The sequence below is a fragment of the Streptomyces sp. NPDC088745 genome (assembly GCF_044751045.1).
Taxonomy (GTDB): domain Bacteria; phylum Actinomycetota; class Actinomycetes; order Streptomycetales; family Streptomycetaceae; genus Streptomyces; species Streptomyces cremeus.
Window position 1 is genome coordinate 467,574 of record NZ_JBIVLB010000004.1, and the last position, 20,336, is coordinate 487,909.

A 20,336-nucleotide genomic window follows, 5' to 3' on the forward strand; every position below is an offset into this window, starting at 1 on the left:
AGGGCACCCTCGAACTCCCCGGGCGGCGCAGCCTCCACCGGACGTCACCCGTCCACCCGCCCCGCCGCCCGGGGCCCCAAGCCCGCTGTTCAGGCGGCAGTCGCACCGCAGCTCACCACCACGTGCTCACCTCGGACCGTCCTCCGGTCGTGCAGCCCTCGTATCAGTCCCCGAATTCCCATACCGCGCGCGGTGTTTGGGATGCCCCTTTGAACCTTGGGAGACAAGGCACCATGACCCAGCAGTCCACTGAGCCGAAGACGACGGCGGAGGACGCCGGCGCGGGTACGCGCCAGCCCGCCGGCCGCTCCTGGCTCGACCGGTACTTCCACATAACCAAGCGCCAGTCCACCGTCGCCCGGGAGGTGCGCGGCGGCATCACCACCTTCATGGCGATGGCGTACATCCTCCTGCTCAACCCGGTCATCCTCAGCGGACCGGACGCGAAGGGCGGTGTGCTCGGCAACGCCGCGCTCATCACCGCGACCGCCTTCGCGGCGGCCGTCACCACCCTCCTGATGGGCTTCGTCGGCAAGGTGCCGCTGGCCCTGGCCGCCGGACTCAGCGTCTCCGGCGTGCTCGCCTCGCAGGTCGCCCCCAACATGACCTGGGGACAGGCCATGGCGATGTGCATCATGTACGGCGTCGTGATCATGCTCCTGGTCGTCACGGGCCTCCGCGAGATGATCATGAACGCCATCCCGCTCGCCCTCAAGCACGGCATCACCATGGGCATCGGCCTCTTCATCGCCCTGATCGGCCTGGTCAAGGCCGGTTTCGTGCACCCGGGCAAGGCGACCCCGCTCTCCCTCGGCCCGGCCGGTGAACTGGCGGGCTGGCCCGTCCTGATCTTCGCCGTCACCCTGCTGCTGATCTTCGCCCTCCAGGCCCGCAACATCCCCGGCGCCATCCTGATCGGCATCGTCGTCGGCACGGTCGTCGCCGTCATCGTCAACGCGATCACCCCGACCCCGGCCAAGGGGTGGAGCAACGGCCGCCCGCCCGCGCTCGACGGCGTGGTCTCGATGCCGGACTTCTCGCTCTTCGGCAAGGTCGAGTTCACCGGCTGGGGCGACATCGGCGTCCTGACCGTCGGCATGATCGTCTTCACCCTGGTCCTGGCCGGCTTCTTCGACGCGATGGCCACCATCATCGGCGTCGGCACCGAGGCCAAGCTCGCCGACGACAAGGGCCGCATGCCGGGCCTGTCCAAGGCCCTGTTCGTCGACGGCGCCGGCGGTGCCATCGGCGGTGTCACCGGAGCCTCCGGCCAGACCGTGTTCGTGGAGTCCGCGACGGGCGTCGGGGAGGGTGCCCGCACGGGTCTCTCCGCGGTCGTCACCGGCCTCTTCTTCGCCGCCTGCGTCTTCTTCACGCCGCTCACCGCGATCGTCCCGGCCGAGGTGGCGTCCGCCGCGCTGGTCGTGATCGGCGCGATGATGATGCAGAACGCCCGCCACGTGGACTGGGCCGACCGTGCCACCGCCATCCCGGTGTTCCTCACCGTCGTCCTGATGCCGTTCACGTACACCATCACCACCGGTGTCGCCGCGGGCGTCATCGCCTGGACCGTCATCAAGGTCGCCCAGGGCAAGGCGCGCGAGATCGGCGCCTTCATGTGGGCGCTGTCGGCGATCTTCGTCGTCTACTTCGCCCTGCACCCGATCGAGAAGTGGCTCGGCGTCGGGTGATCGAGACCGGGTACGCCGGGTAAGAAGTACGGTTCCGTGCCTTCCACACACCCGTTCCTCGTCCCTGGACCCCCGAAGGAGACCGCCCGTGCTGGACATCGCCGAAGAGCTGGACCGGTGGATTCGGCAGGGACGGGAGTTCGCGGTCGCGAGCGTCGTGGCCACGAACGGAAGCTCGCCCAGGCAGCCCGGTGCGGCCCTCGCCGTCGACAGTGACGGCGAGGCCGTCGGGTCGGTTTCCGGCGGGTGTGTGGAAGGCTCGGTCTACGAACTGTGCAGGCAGGCCCTGGCCGACGGGGCCTGCCTGGTCGAGCGTTTCGGCTACAGCGACGAGGACGCCTTCGCCGTGGGCCTGACCTGCGGCGGCGTCATCGACGTCCTGGTCACCCCGGTACGGGCCGACTCGCCGCAGCGGGACGTCGTCGCCGCGGCCTGCCGGGCCGCGGCCCGGGGCGCGACGGCCGCCCTCGCCCGGGTGGCGCGGGGGCCGGCGGACCTGCTGGGCCGCGCGCTGCTGGTGCGTTCCGACGGGACGTACGAGGGCGGGCTCGGCGGTCCTGGCGCACTCGACCGCACCGCCGTCGCGGAGGCCCGCGCGCTGCTGGACGCGGGACGCACGGCCTCCGTCGAGACCGGCGCCGACGGCTCCCGCTGCGGGGCGCCGGTGACGCTCCTGGTGGAGTCGAGCGTGCCCGCGCCCCGGATGATCGTCTTCGGGGCCATAGATTTCGCGGCGGCGCTGGTGAAGGCGGGGAAGTTCCTCGGCCACCACGTGACCGTGTGCGACGCGCGGCCCGTCTTCGCGACCCGGGCGCGGTTCCCGGAGGCGGACGAGGTGGTCGTCGACTGGCCGCACCGCTATCTGGCGGCGACGCGGGACGCGGGCGGCATCGACGCGCGCACGGTCCTGTGCGTGCTGACCCACGACGCGAAGTTCGACGTGCCCCTGCTGGAGCTGGCGCTGCGGCTGCCGGTCGCCTACGTGGGGGCGATGGGGTCCCGCCGCACCCATCTCGACCGCGACGACCGCCTCCGCGCGGTGGGCCTCACGGAACGGGAGCTGGCCCGGCTGCACTCCCCGATCGGGCTCGACCTGGGCGCCCGCACCCCGGAGGAGACGGCCCTGTCGATCGCGGCGGAGATCGTCGCCGCACGGCGCGGCGGCACGGGCGTCTCCCTGACGGGCGCCCACACCCCGATCCACCGGACCCCGGCCCCCCTGCGCCTCACCGAGACTGCATAGGCCCCCGCCCCGGCGCCGGGGCCACCCCGGACGGGCCGAAGCCCCCGCTCCGACCGAGGAGAACACCCCAGGGGCGCGGGGAACCGCGCGACCGGCCACGGCACACCCGCACGGAACCGCTCAGGCCGCCGCGGGGGCGCGCCCTGACACCCCGTCACCCTTCCGGCACCCCCCGGCTCGCCCCCCTCTCCTTCCTGATGCACCATCAGAACGTCGCCCGGCGGCACCCCCAGAACCCTCCTCACTCTTGACGCGCACATGGCCCTGGGCAACTCTCGTGCGGGAACCGCTCCCGCACGCCCTTGCGACCCCGGAGAGCCCCATGCGACCCGAACCGCACGACCGCCCCGTGCCGCACGATCGCACCACCCGGTACGGCGACCACCCCGTGCCCACCCCGAGCCCTCCCGGCCGACGCCGCCCCCGGCAGCGCGTGATCGCCCTCGCCGCGCTGCCCCCGCTCGCCGCCGGCGTCATCTGGGCCCTCACCTCGGCCCCGGCCTCCGGCGCCCCCGAGCCCGCCGCCGGGCCGCCCGCTCCCGCCCTGGCGGGGAGCCCCCGGCTCTACACCCCACTGGCCAACCCGGACGCGTACAAGCAGGCGCTGAAGCTCCCCGGCAGTGCCGCCGGCGTGCGGGACGCCGCCCGGATCATCCGCATGGTGCGCACCCCGCACGCGGTCTGGTACGGGGACCAGACGCCCGAGGCCGTCGAGAAGGACGCCCGGGCGGTCACCCGGGACGCCGCCGTCGACGGGTCGATGCCCGTGTTCGCGCTCTACAACATCCCCGGCCGGGACTGCTCCAACTACTCCGCGGGCGGCGCGAGCAACACCGCCGAGTACAAGGCCTGGATCGACGGGGTCGCCCGGGGCATCGGCAAGCGCGACGCCGTCGTCGTCCTGGAGCCGGACTCCCTCGCCCTGCTGCCCTCCGAATGCGGAAAGGGCGAGGAGGCGGAGAAGACCGCCGCCCGGTACGAGGAGGTCAACTACGCCGTCCGCAGCCTGGCCGCCCTCCGCAAGACCCGCGTCTACCTGGACACCGGCCACGCGGGCTGGCACGACGTCGCCGGCATCGTTCCCCGGCTCATCAAGGGCGGGATCAAGAACGCCACCGGCTTCTACACCAACGCCTCCAACTACCAGACCGACGAGGCCAACTCCTGGTACGGCAAGCTGATCTCGTCCTGCATCGCCTACGTCGACAAGGGCGGCGACGCGGCGTCCTGCCCCTCGCAGAAGGGCGACAAGGCGGCGGCGCAGGCCTGGCTGGAGAAGAACGTCACCACCCCGCCGTCCCAGATGAAGCACTTCGTGACGGACACCAGCCGCAACGGCAAGGGCGCGTGGACGCCTCCCGCCGGCAAGTACACCGACCCGCAGGACTGGTGCAACCCGCCGGGCCGCGGCCTCGGGGTGCGGCCCACCACGCGCACCGGCGACCCCCTGCACGACGCCAAGCTGTGGATCAAGACGCCGGGCGAGTCCGACGGGCTGTGCCTGCGCGGCACGGCCGGACCCCAGGACCCCGAGCGCGGCACCGTCGATCCCAAGGCCGGTGACTGGTTCGCCCAGCAGGCGCTGGAACTCGTACGGCTGGCGGACCCGCCGCTGCTGCCGGGCGGCCGGGCGGCGGACGGCGAGGAGGAGGCGGACGGCTCCGGAGTGGCCCCGGGCGAGCCCGACCCGGCCGGATAGGAGGGCCCGGGCCCCTGTAGCGTGTGCCGGATGGGAACCGCTGTTCATGTCCCGCAGACCCGGGACATGATCGGGGAGGAACTCTCCGGCGACGAAGCACTGACGGCCCTGCGCCACTACGGCGGCCGTCAGTTGCTGCTCGACGCCTTCACGCGGTTCCGGTACGCCGACGGGTTCAGCAACGCCCGCTCGCTGGGGTACCAGATCGTGCTCGGCATCGTGCCGTTCCTCGTCGCGGTGGTCGGGGCCGCCGCCACCGTGCACAACGAGGCCGTCGGACGGGTCGTCGAGCGCACGCTCGTCGGGATCGTGCCGGGCGACAGCGCCGACCTCGTCGCGGACGCCTTCCGCGAGACCCGGCGCAGTGCCGGCTCCGGGGTGTGGACGGCCGTCGCCATGTGGACCGGGCTGGTCTTCGCACTGGTCAACCTCGCGTCCGCGATGGCCCAGATAGAGCGCGGGGCCAACCGGATCTACGGGATCGAACGGGACCGCCCCTTCGCGCCGAAGTACGGGCGCAGCCTGCTGCTCGCCATGGCGGCCGGGATGCCGCTGGTGCTGGGGTTCCTGGCACTGGTCGCCGGGGACGCCGTCGGGGACGCCCTGGTGGGCGCGCTCGGGTGGCCGGAGGCGTGGCTGGGGTGGTGGCACGCCATGGACATCCCCGTCGGCGTGCTGCTGGCATGGGTGGCGTCGGCGGTGATCCTGCGGTGGTCGCCGCGCAGGCGGCAACCCGGTTACACCTGGCTGGCGTTCGGGTCTGCGGTGCATCTGGTGCTGTGGGTCGGGGCGACCTGGCTGCTGACGTTCTACGTCTCCAGGAGCGGGTCCTTCGGGGCGCTGTACGGGCCGCTGACGGCCTTCGTGGCACTCCTGCTGTGGGCCAACCTCACCGGCGTCGCCCTCTTCCTCGGCATCGCCTTCGCCGCCCAGTTGGAGGCCGCCCGCGCCGGGATCACCGACCCGGTGCGCCCCGACCCGGGGCAGGGCGGCGAGGGGGACTCGCCGCACCCCACCGACCCGGGGACCGCACAGCCCACCGGGACCGGCCCTACAGGTAGCGCCGGATCGGCGTGACCGACGCCTCCCGCAGGCGCTGCACCGCACCCCGTCGCCGCCACCGGGAGCCCACGATCCGCTCGCTGCGCGTCACGTCCTCGTCGAAGTGCTCGTCGAGCAGCGCCGTGAAGTCCTCGTCCAGGACCGCGAGCATGACCTCCTCGTCGTGGTCCAGCGAGCGGCGGTTGAAGTTCGTCGAACCGGTCAGCGCGGCCACCCCGTCGACCGTGATGACCTTCGCGTGCATCATCGTCGGCTGGAAGTGCCAGATCTTCACACCGCAGGCCGTCAGCTCCTCGTAGTGCTGCTCGCCCGCGAGCTGGCAGACCCGCTTGTCGGTGTACGGGCCCGGCACCAGGATCTCCACCTCGACGCCGCGCCGGGCCGTCGCGCAGAGCAGCTCGATGAAGTACGGGTCGGGCGAGAAGTACGCCGTCGCGAGCCGCACCCGTACCTCCGCCGACTCCAGCACCACCCGCAGCAGGGTCTGCATGTCCTGCCAGCCGAAGCTGGCCGAGCCGCGCACCACCTGCACCACCGCGTCGCCCTGGCGGGTGTGCTCCACGAACCGGTCGTGCTCGTCGAAGAGCTCGTCGGCGCACTCCGCCCAGTTCTGCGCGAAGGCCGCCGCTATGCCGTCGACCGCCGGGCCGCGGACCTCGACGTGGGTGTCGCGCCACTCGTTCGGGTTGCGGGCGTCGCCGCACCACTCCTCGGCGATGCCGACCCCGCCGGTGAACGCGACCTGCTCGTCCACGACCAGCGCCTTGCGGTGGCAGCGGTGGTTCTGCTTGAGCGGCGAGAGCCACAGCGGCTTGCGGAACCACGCGACGCGCACGCCCGCCGCGTCCATCTCCGTCAGGAGCTCCTTGTCGATGAGCCGGCTGCCGAACCCGTCGAGCAGCAGCCGCACCCGTACGCCCGCCCGGGCCCGCGCGGACAGCGCCAGCGCGAAGTCCCGCGCGATGTCGCCCTTCCAGTACACGAACGTCATCATGTCGATCGTGTGCTCGGCGTCCTCGATGGCCTTGAGCATCGCCGGGAAGATCTCGTCGCCGTTGCGCAGCGCGGTGAGGCGGTTGCCCTCGGTGGCCGCGATGCCGATCAGCCGCTCCAGGCGACGGCGCAGGCGCTGCTTGCGGGCGGCGTCGTCGTCGCCGGGGGCGGTGGCCTGGGCGGGTATCAGCTCAGCGGTCATGACAAGCGTGCTCCTGAGGGGGGAAGACGAAAGGGGGCGGAGGCGGCGGACGGGGGGCTCAGCGGACCTCGATGCCGATCAGGCAGGTGTCGTCGTCGGTGTCCGAGCGGCTGTGGGTCAGCAGCCGGTCCAGGTGCTTCTCCAGCTCCGGCGGGGCGGTGCCCGCCAGCGCGAGCAACTGCTCCAGGGACTCCTGGACCGTGCGGTCGCGCCGCTCGATGAGCCCGTCCGTGTACATCAGCAGCCGGTCGCCCGGCTCCAGCACGAGTTCGTTCTCCGAGTACGGAGCCTCGCCCACCGCACCGAGCAGTATGCCCGGCGGCATCGGCAGCGCCGCCGCCGCCCCGTCGCGCACCAGCACCGGCGGCGGGTGGCCGGCCCGCGCCCAGCGCAGCAGCCGGGTCTCCGGGTCGTACACGCCGCAGATCGCGGTGGCGGTGACCTGCTCGGTGAGGTGGTGGGCCACCGAGTTCAGCCAGCCCAGCAACTGGGCCGGGCCCGAACCGGTCGCGGCGAGGCCGCGCAGCGCGTTGCGCAGGACGACCATGCCGGTCGCGGCGTCGATGCCGTGGCCCGCGATGTCGCCCACGGCCAGCAGGACCTTGCCGTTCGGCAGCGCCACCGCGTCGTACCAGTCGCCGCCGACCAGGTGCTCCTCCTCGGCGGGCCGGTAGCGCACCGCCACCAGCAGCCCCGAGGTCTCCACCGCGTCACGGGTCGGCGGCATGATCGCCTGCTGGAGCTGGAGGGCCAGCTTGTTGCGGGCCGCCGACTGCTCCTCGGAGTCCGCGAGCCGGTCCCGGGTCGCGGCGAGCGCCACCTCGGTCCAGTGCTGCGAGGAGACGTCCTGGTAGGCGCCCCGGATGGAAAGGATGTTGCCCGCCGGGTCGGTGACGGGTTCCGCGACGATACGGATGTGCCGCATCACCCCGTCGGCACGGCGCAGCCGGAAGGCCGTCGACGCCGAGTGGCGGTGGTGCAGCAGGGTGCGCAGGAAGCGGCCGATGGCCACCGAGTCGTCGTCGTGCGCGTGGTGGTGCAGCCGCTCCAGCGGCACGGGCGAGGAGGTGGGCGGCAGCCCGAACAGGGTGAAGAGCTGGCCGTTCCACAGGATGTCACCGGTGACGGCGTTCTCCTCGAACCCGCCGATGCGGCCCAGGCGTTGGGCGTGCTGGAGCAGGGAGGCGAGCCGGGAGGCCTCGTCCTCCAGCCGCCAGCTCAGCAGCACGCTGTCCCCGTACCGGCCGACGCCCACCGAGGCCACCGACACCAACGGGACCTCGTCCACCTGGGAGTTGAGCGTCATCCGCCCGGCCCGGAACGGCTCGCCCGTCGCGTGCACCCGCAACAGGTGCTCGTACAGGCCGCCCTGATGGGCGCTCAGCGGATACGCCTCCAGCCAGCGCATCCCCGTCAGTACGGCCCGGGAGCGGCCCGCGAGGTCGGCGAAGCGCTCGTTGGCGTACGCGATGTGGAAGTCGACCACCTCGTTGCGGTCGTCCAGCAGCGGCAGCAGCACGAGCGCCGGGTCCAGGAGGCCGTCGGCGAGGTCGGCGAGCGGGCCCGCCTGCTCGTCCGGCGGGAATCCGGCCGAGACGGCCGACACGTCGGTGCCCGGCAGGGTGTGCGCGCACAGGTCGGCCAGCGCGTCGAGCTGCCGGGTGGCCGCGGACGTCAGCGGCGGCTGCGGCTGCGGCCAGCACACCTCCAGTACGCCCAGGATGCGGCCGCCCACCTCGGCGGGCAGGATGCTGCGCGCGCCGTCGGTGCCGTGCCGCAGGCCGATGCCGGGGACACCGGCGGGCAGCGTTCCGTACCAGCGCGGACGGCGCTCGGTGAGCACCTGCTGCGACCAGGTCCCCACGCCCGGGGGAACGTATCGCCAGCGCTCGGCCTCGCCGCGCGAGAAGCCCGCGTGTCCGGCCAGTATCAGCGCGCCGTCCCGCCCGGCGGCCCACAGCGCCAGCGCGCTCGCCCCCAGCGGCGCGAGCGCCTGCTCGAACAGGGACTGCACGGCGGTCTGCGCGTCGCCGGTCATCGACCCGGTCTCGGCGGCCCGCAGCCGCAGCACCGTGCCGGGCTTGGCGCCGGTGTCCCGGGCGGACGGTGACGGGTACGCGGACGCCGGGAGCGCGTCCGCCACGTGGTCCCCGGCGGCCCCGTTCACGATGTCGGCGGCGAGCTCCAGCAGGGGCACGCGGGCGGACTCGGCGAGGTGCTCCAGGTGCAGGGCGGACTCCGCCGGGCCCCCCTGTCCGCGCTCGACCAGGATGCCGGTGGCGATGCCGATCAACGCCCGTGCGTCGGCCGACTCCTGAGCGAGCGTCAGGTCCCGCCGCAACTGCTCGATGGTGGACGCGAGGGCGTCCAGCGGCCGGGGCGGGGGATGCGCGCCACGGGCCGACGGGAAGGGGGCGGGGTCACCTGCGCCGTCGAAGGGCTCCCCGACGGGAGGGAACCCGGACTCCGGTCGTGCCCCGTGCGCCGCGACACCGGCGAGGAAGCCGGCGCCGGGGACGAGGTCCAGGCCGTAGGGCGGATGACTGGCGAGGAAACCCGCCCCGGGCAGGTCGGCGGGGTCGCCGACGGCGGCCGGGCGGCCGAGGGGCGTGCCCGGGGCCGCCCCGGAGCCGGGAGGCGTTCCGGGAACCGCCGCCCCGGCCGGGCCGTCGGGGGGCGTGCCTGCTCCGGCCGCCCCCGAGTGCCCGCTCTCCTCGCCGGACCGAGGCTCCGCGGGGAGGCGGGGGGCCCCGGCGGCGGCGTCCGCCGCCGGGACCGGACCGGCCGGACCGGGCTCCGTCGTCGGGTGCCCGTCCTCCCCGTCCGCCGGGGCGGGGGCCCCGTCCGGCGCGCCGGGGGTGTGCGCGGCGTCCGCCGGGAGCGCCGCGTCCTGGCCGCACGCGGGCTGTTCCCCGCTCATCGGGCGAGCCACGTGCGCATGCGGGACACCAGGTCGCCGGCGTCCACCGGCTTCGTGATGTAGTCGCTCGCGCCCGCCGCCAGGCACTTGTCCCGGTCGCCCTCCATGGCCTTCGCGGTCACCGCGATGATCGGCAGGTCCGCGTGCTCCGGCATGGCCCGGATCGCCGCGGTCGCCGCGTACCCGTCCATCTCCGGCATCATCACGTCCATCAGGATGAGCTCCACCCCGCCGTGCAGGGCGAGCACCTCAAGACCCTTGCGGCCGTTGTCGGCGTGCAGGACGCGCATGCCGTGCAGTTCGAGGATGCCGGTCAGCGCGTACACGTTGCGGGCGTCGTCGTCGACCACCAGCACGACCCGGCCGGACAGATCCAGGCCGCCGTCCGGCGCCGGCTCCGCCTGACGCGGCACCTCGGCGGGCAGGACCGCGGGACGCACCAGCGGCAGCACGTCCGCGGGGCGCTCCGCCGTCAGGTGCAGGGCGATGCGCTCCCGCAACTCGTCGAGGCTGGGCAGGAGTTCGAGCGGCTTGGAACGCGACCACTCCAGGATCTGGCGCTCGTGCGACGCCTCCAGCGGCCGGGTGTGGTGCGCGAGCACGGGGACCTGGCGCAGCGCCGGATCGCCGTCCAGCGCGGCCAGCAGCCGCATCGCGGAGCCGTCGGGCATGTCCAGGCCGATGACGACGCAGTGGCACGGGTCGGAGGCCAGGGCGGCCGCCGCCTCCTCCGGGCCGACCGCGGTACGCACGTGCACCGGACCCCGTGCGTCGGGCAGCGACCCGTCGCCCAGCTCCGAGACCGCGCTCTCCGCGACCAGCGACAGCAGCCCGCGCGGCCGGTCCTCTATCACCAGCAGCCTGCGCTGCTGGGCGGGCACGGCGGGGGAGGGCACGCCCGGCGACGCGGTCTCCCGCTCCTTGTCCGCCGGGTCGGCGTACGCGCTGGGCGACTCGAAGCGGGCGACGGGGATGTACAGGGTGAAGGTCGAGCCCTCGCCGGGCGCGCTGCTGACCTGGATCGCGCCGCCGAGCAGGTGCGCCATCTCGCGGCTGATGGACAGGCCCAGGCCCGTGCCGCCGTACTTGCGGCTCGTCGTGCCGTCCGCCTGCTGGAACGCCCCGAAGATCGCTTCGAGCTGCTGCTCGGCGATGCCGATGCCGGTGTCCATCACGCGGAACGCGACCGCCGGGCCGTGCGGACGCACCAGCGGCGGCAGATCCGCGCCGACCGCCGGGTCGATGCGCAGCTCCACCGCGCCCGCCTCGGTGAACTTCACCGCGTTGGACAGCAGGTTGCGCAGCACCTGACGCAGCCGGGAGTCGTCCGTGACCAGCTCGGCCGGGGCGCCCGGCGCGACGCTGATCCGGAAGTCCAGGCCCTTCTGCGCGGTCATCGGCCGGAAGGTGGCCTCCACGTAGTCGAGCAGCTTGCGCAGCCCGACCGGCTCCGGGTTGACGTCCATCTTGCCCGCCTCGACCTTCGACAGGTCGAGGATGTCGTTGATCAACTGGAGCAGGTCGGAGCCCGCCGAGTGGATGACGCCCGCGTACTCGACCTGCTTGGCCGAGAGGTTGCGGGTCGGGTTCTGGGCGAGCAACTGGGCCAGGATCAAGAGGGAGTTGAGCGGGGTGCGCAGCTCGTGGCTCATGTTCGCCAGGAACTCCGACTTGTACTTCGAGGCGATGGAGAGCTGCTGCGCGCGGTCCTCCAGCTCCTGCCGCGCCTGCTCGATCTCCAGGTTCTTGGCCTCGATGTCCCGGTTCTGGGACGCCAGGAGAGCCGCTTTCTCCTCCAGTTCGGCGTTGGAGTGCTGCAACTCCTCCTGCTGCGACTGGAGTTCCTCCGAACGCGACTGCAACTCGGCCGCCAGTCGCTGCGACTCGCCGAGCAGCTCGTCGGTGCGGGCGTTGGCGACGATCGTGTTGACGTTGACGCCGACCGTCTCCATCAACTGCTCCAGGAAGTCCCGGTGCACGGGAGTGAACCCGCCCACCGAGGCCAGCTCGATCACCCCGAGCACCTGGCCCTCGACGGCGATCGGCAGCACCAGCAGGCTGCGCGCGTCCGCCGACCCGAGGCCGGACGACACGGTGACGTACCCCGACGGCAGCTCGTCCACGGCGATCGTGCGGCGGCTGCGGGCCACCTGCCCGACCAGCGACTGGCCCAGCTCGAAGCGGACCGGACGGTCCTGGGAGCTCATGAAGTGCCCGTACCAGCCGATGAGTTCGAGCTCGGGATGGCGGCCGGTGTCGTGCGCCAGGTAGAAGGCGCCGTACTGCGCGCCGACCAGCGGCGTCAGCTCGTCCATGATCAGCTCGGCGACGACGGTCAGGTCGCGCTGCCCCTGCATCAGGCCGGAGATCCGGGCCAGGTTGGTCTTGAGCCAGTCCTGCTCCTGGTTGGCGCGGGTGGTCTCGCGCAGGGACTCCACCATCGAGTTGATGTTGTCCTTGAGCTCGGACACCTCGCCGGACGCGTCCACCGTGATGGAGCGGGTCAGGTCGCCCTCGGCGACGGCGCTGGTGACCTCGGCGATGGCGCGCACCTGCCGGGTGAGGTTCCCGGCCAGCTCGTTGACGTTCTCGGTGAGGCGCTTCCACGTCCCGGAGACGCCCTCCACCTCGGCCTGGCCGCCGAGGCGGCCCTCGGAGCCCACCTCGCGGGCCACCCGGGTGACCTCGGCGGCGAAGGAGGAGAGCTGGTCGACCATGGTGTTGATGGTGGTCTTGAGCTCCAGGATCTCGCCCCGGGCGTCCACGTCGATCTTGCGGGTGAGGTCGCCCTGGGCGACGGCGGTGGTCACCTGGGCGATGTTGCGGACCTGCCCGGTGAGGTTGTTCGCCATCGAGTTGACGTTGTCGGTGAGGTCCTTCCAGGTGCCCGCCACGTGCGGCACGTGGGCCTGGCCGCCGAGGATGCCCTCGGTGCCGACCTCGCGGGCGACGCGGGTGACCTCGTCGGCGAAGGCCGACAGGGTCGTGACCATGGTGTTGATCACACCCGCGAGCGCGGCGACCTCGCCCTTCGCCTCGACGTTGATCTTCTGCGAGAGGTCGCCCTTGGCCACGGCGGTCGCGACCTGCGCGATCGAGCGCACCTGGCCGGTCAGGTTGGACGCCATCACGTTGACGTTGTCGGTGAGGTCCTTCCAGGTGCCGGAGACGCCGCGCACGGTCGCCTGGCCGCCCAGGTTGCCCTCGGTGCCGACCTCGCGGGCGACGCGGGTGACCTCGTCGGCGAAGGCCGAGAGCTGGTCGACCATCGTGTTGATGGTCTCCTTCAGCTCCAGGATCTCGCCACGGGCGTCGACCCGGATCTTCTGCGAGAGGTCGCCCTTGGCCACGGCGGTGGTGACCTGGGCGATGTTGCGCACCTGGGAGGTCAGGTTGTTCGCCATGACGTTGACGGACTCGGTGAGGTCCTTCCAGGTGCCCGAGACGCCCTGCACGTCGGCCTGGCCGCCGAGCCGCCCCTCGGTGCCGACCTCGCGGGCGACGCGGGTGACCTCGTCGGCGAAGGAGGAGAGCTGGTCGACCATGGTGTTGATGGTGTTCTTGAGCTCGTGGATCTCGCCCTGCGCGTCCACGTCGATCTTGCGGGTCAGGTCGCCCTTGGCCACGGCGGTGGCGACCTGGGCGATGTCCCGCACCTGGGTGGTGAGGTTGCCCGCCATCGCGTTGACGGAGTCGGTGAGGTCCTTCCAGGTGCCGTCCACGCCCGGCACCTCGGCCTGGCCGCCGAGCCGGCCGTCGGTGCCGACCTCGCGGGCGACGCGGGTCACCTCGGAGGTGAAGAGCGAGAGCTGGTCGACCATGCCGTTGAAGACCTGCGCGATCTCGCCCAGGAGGCCGTCGCGGTCGTCGGGTAGCCGGGTGCCGAAGTCTCCGTCGCGCACGGCGGTCAGCCCGGCCAGCAACTGGCGCAGCTCGGGCTCGCCGACGGAGCCGTCGGAGTGCGGGGAGTGCCCGTTGGGGAGGACCGGCACGGGGACGGTGGTGACCCCGGCCGTCTTCGCCTTCGCGGGGGTGCGGCGGGCGGCCCGGGGCTTGGCGGAGGCGGTGCCGGGCTCGGTTCCCGTGCCGGTACGGCTGCGCGTGGTCTTGGCGCGGGGCGCACGGGGGGCCGGGGAGACGCCCGTGAGGGAGGAGTCACCGACGCCGGACGCGGCGGGGCCCGCGCTGCCGGCGCGGGACGTCGTACGCGTGGCACCGGACGCCGTGTCGACCGCGCCGGACGTCGCTCCGGCCATGTCGGGCGTCGCTCCGACCGCGTCGGGCGCTGTGCCGCTCGTCGCGTCCGCGGCGCCGTCGGCCGTGCCCGACGGGGGCGCTTGCGCGCCCGCGAGCTGCGACGCGGCGTCCACCCCGTCCGCCGTCGCGGCGGCGTCGGGACGTCCGCCCGTTTCGGAACCCGTTGTTCCCATGGTCTGACCCACCCCTTTGTGACGTGCTCTGTACCAGCCCGCGCAGGGGGCGGCACCAGTACGACCAGCTCACTTCCGAACGGGCGTTCCGTGGGTCATGGTGCCACAGTTGCCATACGACAATTTTTGCCGTTCCCCTGCTCGTCATTCCGCGCCCACACGGGTCGGACGGCGAGCGAGGGCGCGCGTGAGCTCATAGCTGCCGCTCGAAAGGGTATGCGTTCGATTGCATGCTCGATACGGGCGGGCACGGTGCGCGGCAGCGGGTCAGGCGCGAGGAGGGTCGGGACATGCCAGAGGCGGAGACCGGACAGCGGGAGGACCGCCCCAGGGGCGCCTCCGACGAGGAGCGGGCCGGGGGTTCCCGGGGCCGCTCCGAGGACGGGGCCGAGCGGGCTGAGCGCCCGCCTGGCCGCTCCGGGGACCAGGACGAGCGGGACGCCCGCCCGCGGGGCCGCTCCGAGAGCGAGGACGAGCGCGCCGACCGGCAGTGGTCGGAGCTGGTCCAGGAGATCCGGGTGGCCCAGACCGGGGTGCAGATCCTCTTCGGCTTCCTGCTCACGGTGGTGTTCACGCCGATCTTCCAGGACATCTCCGAGACCGACAAGAACATCTACATCCTCACGGTGATCCTCGGCTCGACCGCCACCGGCGCACTCATCGGCCCGGTCTCCTTCCACCGGATCGTCTCGGGCCGCCGGATCAAGCACAAGGCCGTCACCTGGGCGTCCCGGCTCACCTTCCTCGGCCTGGTCCTGCTGCTGGCCACCCTGTGCTCGGCGCTGCTGCTGGTGATGCGGGTGGTCACGCACGACTCGTTCGCGCCGTGGCTCGTCGCAGGGGTGTTCGCCTGGTACCTGCTGTGCTGGTTCGTGCTGCCGTTCTGGGCACGCTGGAAGCACACGGACTGAAGCGGACCCCACGGCGTGCGCCCGGACGGGGGGCGGGCCCGGAAGCCCCCGCCGCACTCCGGAAGTTCACTCTGTCGGATGACCCACGGCGCGGCGGCACGGGGTTGACCCAGCGGTCCGGACCGGTCGGAGGGCGAGCGGCACCCGCACCCGGGCCCGACCCCGCTCCCGCCCGCCCGGCACCGGGCCGCACCCCGGATCTCGTACGAGAAGCGGACGCGGAAGGGCGAGCGGGCCCAACGGCGTCCGATGCGGGACCTTCGGCCCCCGGAGGCGGTGCGGCGGGCCTCCTGCCGTGAGGGACCGGCCGGTCGAACCCCGGCCGTGCCCGGTCTCCCGGAGGTACGGGGAAGAATGCGCCGCACCGTCACGTCCGCCGTCCGCACACCCGTCGTGGCGGCGGCGCTCGCCCTCGCCGCCACGGCCTGCGCGGCGGAGGGGAGCCGGGCCCTCACCCCCACGGACCAGGTGCCGGTCGCCGACGTCGAGCCCAAGGCCCCCGCCGCCACCCCCGCGCCGGGCGCGGAACCCGCCCCGCCCGCCGAGAGGCTGGCCGCGCCGCGCCGCGCCGCACGGCCGCCCCGCGGATCGCCCCGCTGGACGGCAGCACGGTCGGCGTCGGCCAGCCGCTCGCCCTGGTCTTCCCGGGCCAGAAGGTCGACGCGTCGCTCCGCGCGGGCATCGAGGGCGCCCTCGCGGTCACCGCCTCCACCCCGCTCACCGGCGCCTGGCACTGGACGGAGTCCAAGGGCGACACCCTGGTCCACTTCCGCCCCGAGCACTACTGGCCCGCCCGCACCAGGGTGACGCTCGACGCCCGGCTGTCCCACGTGAAGCTCGCCGACGGCACCGCGGTCGACCGCTACCGCAGGCTCTCCTTCACCACCGGCGACTCCATGATCAGCAAGGTCGACCTGGCCGCCCACACCATGACCGTGGTCCGCGACGGCCGGACGCTGCGGACCATCCCCGTCAGCGGCGGCGAGAAGCGCTTCAAGACCCGCGAGGGCATCAAGACGATCCTCTCCAAGGACGGCCGCGTCCTCATGGACTCGCGCACCATCGGCGTCCCGCGCGACAGCCCGGACGGCTACTACGCCCCGTACGACTGGAGCATGCGCGAGACGGTCAGCGGCGAGTACCTCCACGCCGCCCCCGACCACGCGGAGTCCTTCGGCAAGGAGAACGTCAGTCACGGCTGCATCGGCATGTCGGAGGCCGACGCCAAGTGGCTGTACGGCCTCAGCCGCGTCGGCGACGTCATCGAGGCCACCGGAACGACCGGCAAGCCGATGGACCACTTCGGCAACGGCTACGGCTTCGGCAACGGCTACGGCGACTGGAACCTCTCCTGGTCCGACTGGCCGGCGGGCAGCGCACTGGGCGAACGCCCCGCGGTCTGACCGAAATCGTCTGTGAGGCGCCTGCCGCGGACATAACGTCTCTCCCATGCGCCTCACCAAGTTCACCCACTCCTGCGTCCGCCTGGAACGGGAAGGCCTCGGCGTCCTGGTCATCGACCCCGGCGCCTGGAGCGAGCCCGAAGCGCTGCGGGGCGCGGACGCGGTCCTCGTCACCCACGAACACGCCGACCACATCGACGCCTCGCACCTGCGCGGCCTGGACATTCCGGTGTACGCCCCCGAGGGCGCCGCGCTGCCCGGCCTCCCGGACCTCCCCGTCACCGAGGTCGGGCCGGGCGACGCCTTCACCGCCGCCGGCTTCCGCGTCACGGCCCACGGCGGCGTCCACGCCCCCATCTACGGCGACCTCCCGGACTGCGCCAACCTCGGCTATCTGATCGAGGACGCCGTCTACCACCCCGGCGACTCGTTCCACACCCCCGACGCCCCGGTCGAAACCCTGCTGGTCCCGCTGCACGCCCCCTGGATGCGCATGAGCGAGGCCATCGACTTCACCCGCGCCCTCCGCCCGGAACGCGCCCTCGGCATCCACGACGCCCAGCTCAACTCCCGCGGCCTGGCCAGCGCGAACGGCTGGCTGGCGGAACAGGGCACGGCGAACTACCGCTACCTCGAACCGGGTTCACGGCTCTGACGGCGCGGCCGACAGGGCCGGCGGAGCGCCTCCGGGGCACGGCGTCCCCGTGACCGGTGAGGTCGCCCCAGTGCTTCACGGGGGCCGGCCACCGGGCCGGTCCCCGCCCCGGCGCGCATGACATGCGCCTTACGCCGCGATCCCTAAGCTCGGCCCATGCCGAACCCCGCGACCGACTGCTATCCCTGCGCCCAGGAGGCCCGCCTCCCGGACGCCCCGCCCCGGGAACGCGTCGCCCGGGACGAGCACTGGCGGGTCGTCCTCGCCTTCAACTCCGCGCTGCCCGGCTGGCTCGTCCTGCTGCCCCGGCGGCACGTCACCGCCGTCCACGACCTCACCGACGCCGAGGCCGCCTCCCTCGGCCTGTGGCAGGTGCGGCTGTCGCGGGCGCTGCGGGAGGTCACCGGGTGCGTGAAGTCGTACGTGGTCCAGTTCGCCGAGGCAGAAGGCTTCGGGCACGCCCACTTCCACGTCGTGCCCCGCATGGCCGACCAGCCCGCCGACCGGTGCGGGCCCGCCGTGTTCGGGTACCTGGCCCGGCCCGAGGCGGAGTGGGTGTCCCCGGAGCGATGCGACGAACTGGCCGGACTGCTCGCCCGCGCGCTCGAAGGCTAGCTAGGGCAGCAGTCCCGCCCGGCGGGCCGCCACCACCGCCTCCAGCCTGGTGTGCGACCCCAGCTTCCGCATCGCGGAGCGCAGATAGCCCTTCACCGTCTCCGGCCGCAGCCCCAGCTTCTCGCCCGCCGCCGCGTTCGTCGCGCCCGAGGCCACGCACACCAGCACGTCCGTCTCGCGCGGGGTGAGCACCACGTCGTATCCGGCCGGCTCCCCGTCGCGGCACGTTCCCGCCAACCTCCCGCACACGGCGAGGAGTTCCGCCCGGAGCTCCGGGTCCACGATGCGCGGCGCGAGCGCGCGCAGCTCGCCGTGCGCCTCCCGGACCTCCTCCCACGCACCGGCCCCCGCACCCGGTTCCCGCGCCACCTCCAGCAGGCGGCGCACCTCGTCCCGTACCGCGAGCGACTGCTCCACCTCGCGCGCCGCGTCCAGCACCGCGCCCGCCGCCCGGTCACCGAGGGACTGCGGGGTGCGCAGGGCCGCGTACAGGACGCCGCGCACCCGCCGCCGCACGATCACCGGCACCGCGATCACCGAGCGCAGGCCCTCCGCGGTGACCGCCGCGTCGTACTCGTGACTGATGTGCCGCGAGGAGAGGTACTCGGTGACCGCGCACGGGCGTCTCAGCGCGATCGACTTGCCGCCGAGCCCGATGCCCGAGGAGACGAGCAGCCCCTCCAGGGCACGGGTGGAGGCCCCGCTCAGCTCCGCGATGCACAGCTCGGCCGGCCCGGTCAGCAGCCCGCCGAACGCGACCGGGACGCCGGTGACCCGCCGCAGCCGCAGCAGCGCGGCCCGCATCTCGGCGGCGTGCGCCCCCGAAGCACGGCCCGGGTGACGCCGCCCCGCCCCGGACATGCCGGAAACGTCCCTCACGTGCGCTCCCTTCCACCCCCGTTCGGGGGTAGTGAGATCCAGGCCACTGGAACAGGATGTTAGCGACCAGGGCCGACACAGGGAGAGCACGATGCGGACGCCGATGACCATCTCCGACTTCCTCGACCGCGCCGAGCTGGGATTCGCCTCCAGCCCCGGCGTGATCGACGAACCCCGCCAGCCCGCGCCGCCCGTTCCCACGTCCACGTACGGCGAACTGGCGACCCGGGTGCGTGCCTGGCAGGCCGGGTTCGACGCGCTCGGCGTCGGCGAGGGCGAACGGATCGCCGTCGTCAGCCACAACTCGGCGCGGCTGCTGGAGCTGCTGTTCGCCGTCCCGACGAGCGGACGGATCTGCGTGCCGATCAACTTTCGGCTGAAACCGGAGGAGATCGCCTACATGGTCCGCCAGAGCGGCGCCCAAGTGCTGCTCGTCGACCCCGAACTCGACGACGCGCTCAGCGGGGTGAAGGCCCGTCACCGTTTCGTGCTCGGCGAGCAGAGCGACACCGAGCTGATGCGGTACGGAGTCGAGCCGCGCCCCTGGTCCCGGCCCGACGAGGACGCCACCGCGACCATCAACTACACCTCGGGGACGACCGCCCGCCCCAAGGGGGTGCAGCTCACCCACCGCAACATCTGGGTGAACGGGCTGACCTTCGGCCTGCACACCCGCGCCTGGGAGCGCGACGTCTACCTGCACACCCTGCCGATGTTCCACTGCAACGGGTGGGGGATGCCGTTCGTCATGGCCGGGCTCGGGGCCAAGCAGGTCGTGCTGCGCAAGGTCGACGGCGCGGAGATCCTGCGGCGGGTGCGGGAGCACGGGGTGACGCTGATGTGCGGCGCGCCCGCGGTCTGGAACGCGGTCCTGGACGCCGCCGCGTCCTGGGAGGGCGAGATCCCGGGCCGCGACCGGGTCCGGGTCGTCTGCGCGGGCGCCCCGCCGCCCACCCGCACCATCCGGCGCATGGGCGAGGAGCTGGGCTGGGAGTTCACCCAGATCTACGGCCTCACCGAGACCTCCCCGCTCCTCACCTTCAACCGCACCCGGCCCGCCGACGAGGCCCTGCCCGCCGAGGAGCGCGCCCGCAAGCTGTCCCGGGCGGGCGTTCCGGCCCTCGGCGTGAAGCTCCGGGTGGCCGAGTCGGGCGAGGTGCTGGCCCGCTCCAACGTCGTACTGGACGCGTACTGGGAGAAGCCGGAGGAGACGGCGGAAGCCCTCGCCGACGACTGGTTCCACACCGGCGACGGCGGCTTCCTCGACCCGGACGACGGCCACCTCACGATCTCGGACCGCAAGAAGGACGTCATCATCACCGGCGGCGAGAACGTCTCCTCGATCGAGGTCGAGGACGTCGTCTTCAGCCATCCCTCCGTCGCCGAGGTCGCCGTCATCGGCGTTCCGCACGAGAAGTGGGGGGAGACCGTCAAGGCGCTGGTCGTCCTCGCGGAGGGCGCGGACGCCGACGAGGCCGCCATCATCGCCCACTGCAAGGAGCGGATCGGCGGCTACAAGGCCCCGACGTCGGTGGAGTTCCGGTCGGAGATCCCGCGCACCGCCACCGGCAAGATCCAGAAGTTCAAACTGCGCGAACCGTACTGGACGGGCCTGGACCGGGAGGTCAACTGA

At 73.1% G+C, this 20,336-nt stretch carries 13 protein-coding genes; 9 read left to right on the forward strand and 4 right to left on the reverse strand.

Annotated elements, in window-relative coordinates; all coding sequences use genetic code 11:
* Nucleotides 1–233: 233 nt before the first annotated feature.
* From ACIP93_RS14900 to ACIP93_RS14915, 4 genes are all read left to right on the forward strand, one after another.
* Nucleotides 234–1,691 carry an NCS2 family permease gene (locus ACIP93_RS14900; protein WP_345217880.1) on the forward strand — a complete coding sequence of 486 codons (1,458 nt, stop codon included), beginning with the start codon at nucleotides 234–236 and terminating at the stop codon, nucleotides 1,689–1,691.
* A gap of 88 nt (nucleotides 1,692–1,779) precedes the next feature.
* On the forward strand, nucleotides 1,780–2,934 hold the full coding sequence (locus tag ACIP93_RS14905) for an XdhC family protein (protein ID WP_401758698.1): 1,155 nt from the start codon (nucleotides 1,780–1,782) through the stop codon (nucleotides 2,932–2,934).
* A gap of 322 nt (nucleotides 2,935–3,256) precedes the next feature.
* Nucleotides 3,257–4,633 (forward strand): glycoside hydrolase family 6 protein, encoded by a 1,377-nt coding sequence (locus ACIP93_RS14910; RefSeq protein ID WP_401758701.1) that lies wholly within the window; start codon nucleotides 3,257–3,259, stop codon nucleotides 4,631–4,633.
* 30 nt (nucleotides 4,634–4,663) lie between these two features.
* Nucleotides 4,664–5,710 (forward strand): YihY/virulence factor BrkB family protein, encoded by a 1,047-nt coding sequence (locus ACIP93_RS14915; protein WP_401758704.1) that lies wholly within the window; start codon nucleotides 4,664–4,666, stop codon nucleotides 5,708–5,710.
* Here the strand turns inward: ACIP93_RS14915 and ACIP93_RS14920 are convergent.
* The 3 genes from ACIP93_RS14920 to ACIP93_RS14930 are packed head-to-tail and all read right to left on the reverse strand — an operon-like array spanning nucleotide 5,685 to nucleotide 14,240.
* Complete coding sequence (locus ACIP93_RS14920; protein ID WP_401758707.1) at nucleotides 5,685–6,890, reverse strand: phosphatidylserine/phosphatidylglycerophosphate/cardiolipin synthase family protein; 1,206 nt, start codon at nucleotides 6,888–6,890, stop codon at nucleotides 5,685–5,687. The genes ACIP93_RS14915 and ACIP93_RS14920 overlap by 26 nt on opposite strands.
* 58 nt (nucleotides 6,891–6,948) lie before the next feature.
* On the reverse strand, nucleotides 6,949–9,810 hold the full coding sequence (locus ACIP93_RS14925; RefSeq protein WP_401758710.1) for a SpoIIE family protein phosphatase: 2,862 nt from the start codon (nucleotides 9,808–9,810) through the stop codon (nucleotides 6,949–6,951).
* Nucleotides 9,807–14,240 (reverse strand): HAMP domain-containing protein, encoded by a 4,434-nt coding sequence (locus ACIP93_RS14930; RefSeq protein ID WP_401758713.1) that lies wholly within the window; start codon nucleotides 14,238–14,240, stop codon nucleotides 9,807–9,809. The genes ACIP93_RS14925 and ACIP93_RS14930 overlap by 4 nt, the downstream gene beginning before the upstream one ends.
* A gap of 290 nt (nucleotides 14,241–14,530) precedes the next feature.
* On the opposite strand from ACIP93_RS14930, the gene ACIP93_RS14935 reads away from it, so the two are divergent.
* The 4 genes from ACIP93_RS14935 (at nucleotide 14,531) to ACIP93_RS14950 (ending at nucleotide 17,824) form a co-directional block, all read left to right on the forward strand.
* Nucleotides 14,531–15,151 carry a DUF6328 family protein gene (locus ACIP93_RS14935; protein WP_401758716.1) on the forward strand — a complete coding sequence of 207 codons (621 nt, stop codon included), beginning with the start codon at nucleotides 14,531–14,533 and terminating at the stop codon, nucleotides 15,149–15,151.
* Between the two features lie 425 nt (nucleotides 15,152–15,576).
* Nucleotides 15,577–16,554: a L,D-transpeptidase gene (locus ACIP93_RS14940; protein ID WP_401758870.1), complete on the forward strand. Its 978-nt coding sequence runs from the start codon at nucleotides 15,577–15,579 to the stop codon at nucleotides 16,552–16,554.
* A gap of 46 nt (nucleotides 16,555–16,600) precedes the next feature.
* A complete protein-coding gene (locus ACIP93_RS14945) occupies nucleotides 16,601–17,209 on the forward strand; it encodes an MBL fold metallo-hydrolase (protein WP_401758719.1) in 609 nt (202 codons plus the stop codon).
* A 156-nt stretch (nucleotides 17,210–17,365) separates the two neighbouring features.
* On the forward strand, nucleotides 17,366–17,824 hold the full coding sequence (locus ACIP93_RS14950) for an HIT family protein (RefSeq protein WP_345217898.1): 459 nt from the start codon (nucleotides 17,366–17,368) through the stop codon (nucleotides 17,822–17,824).
* Here ACIP93_RS14950 and ACIP93_RS14955 read toward each other — a convergent pair whose 3' ends face one another.
* On the reverse strand, nucleotides 17,825–18,685 hold the full coding sequence (locus ACIP93_RS14955) for a response regulator transcription factor (protein ID WP_401758873.1): 861 nt from the start codon (nucleotides 18,683–18,685) through the stop codon (nucleotides 17,825–17,827).
* Between the two features lie 109 nt (nucleotides 18,686–18,794).
* Between ACIP93_RS14955 and ACIP93_RS14960 the strand changes: the two genes are divergently transcribed.
* Nucleotides 18,795–20,336 (forward strand): AMP-binding protein, encoded by a 1,542-nt coding sequence (locus ACIP93_RS14960; protein WP_401758722.1) that lies wholly within the window; start codon nucleotides 18,795–18,797, stop codon nucleotides 20,334–20,336.

Coding starts and splice junctions, on each gene's coding strand:
- ACIP93_RS14900 (WP_345217880.1), top strand. CDS start 234: ATGACCCAGCAGTCCACTGAGCCGAAGACGACGGCGGAGGACGCCGGC.
- ACIP93_RS14910 (WP_401758701.1), top strand. CDS start 3,257: ATGCGACCCGAACCGCACGACCGCCCCGTGCCGCACGATCGCACCACC.
- ACIP93_RS14915 (WP_401758704.1), top strand. CDS start 4,664: ATGGGAACCGCTGTTCATGTCCCGCAGACCCGGGACATGATCGGGGAG.
- ACIP93_RS14920 (WP_401758707.1), bottom strand. CDS start 6,890: ATGACCGCTGAGCTGATACCCGCCCAGGCCACCGCCCCCGGCGACGAC.
- ACIP93_RS14925 (WP_401758710.1), bottom strand. CDS start 9,810: ATGAGCGGGGAACAGCCCGCGTGCGGCCAGGACGCGGCGCTCCCGGCG.
- ACIP93_RS14930 (WP_401758713.1), bottom strand. CDS start 14,240: ATGGGAACAACGGGTTCCGAAACGGGCGGACGTCCCGACGCCGCCGCG.
- ACIP93_RS14935 (WP_401758716.1), top strand. CDS start 14,531: ATGCCAGAGGCGGAGACCGGACAGCGGGAGGACCGCCCCAGGGGCGCC.
- ACIP93_RS14945 (WP_401758719.1), top strand. CDS start 16,601: ATGCGCCTCACCAAGTTCACCCACTCCTGCGTCCGCCTGGAACGGGAA.
- ACIP93_RS14950 (WP_345217898.1), top strand. CDS start 17,366: ATGCCGAACCCCGCGACCGACTGCTATCCCTGCGCCCAGGAGGCCCGC.
- ACIP93_RS14955 (WP_401758873.1), bottom strand. CDS start 18,685: ATGTCCGGGGCGGGGCGGCGTCACCCGGGCCGTGCTTCGGGGGCGCAC.
- ACIP93_RS14960 (WP_401758722.1), top strand. CDS start 18,795: ATGCGGACGCCGATGACCATCTCCGACTTCCTCGACCGCGCCGAGCTG.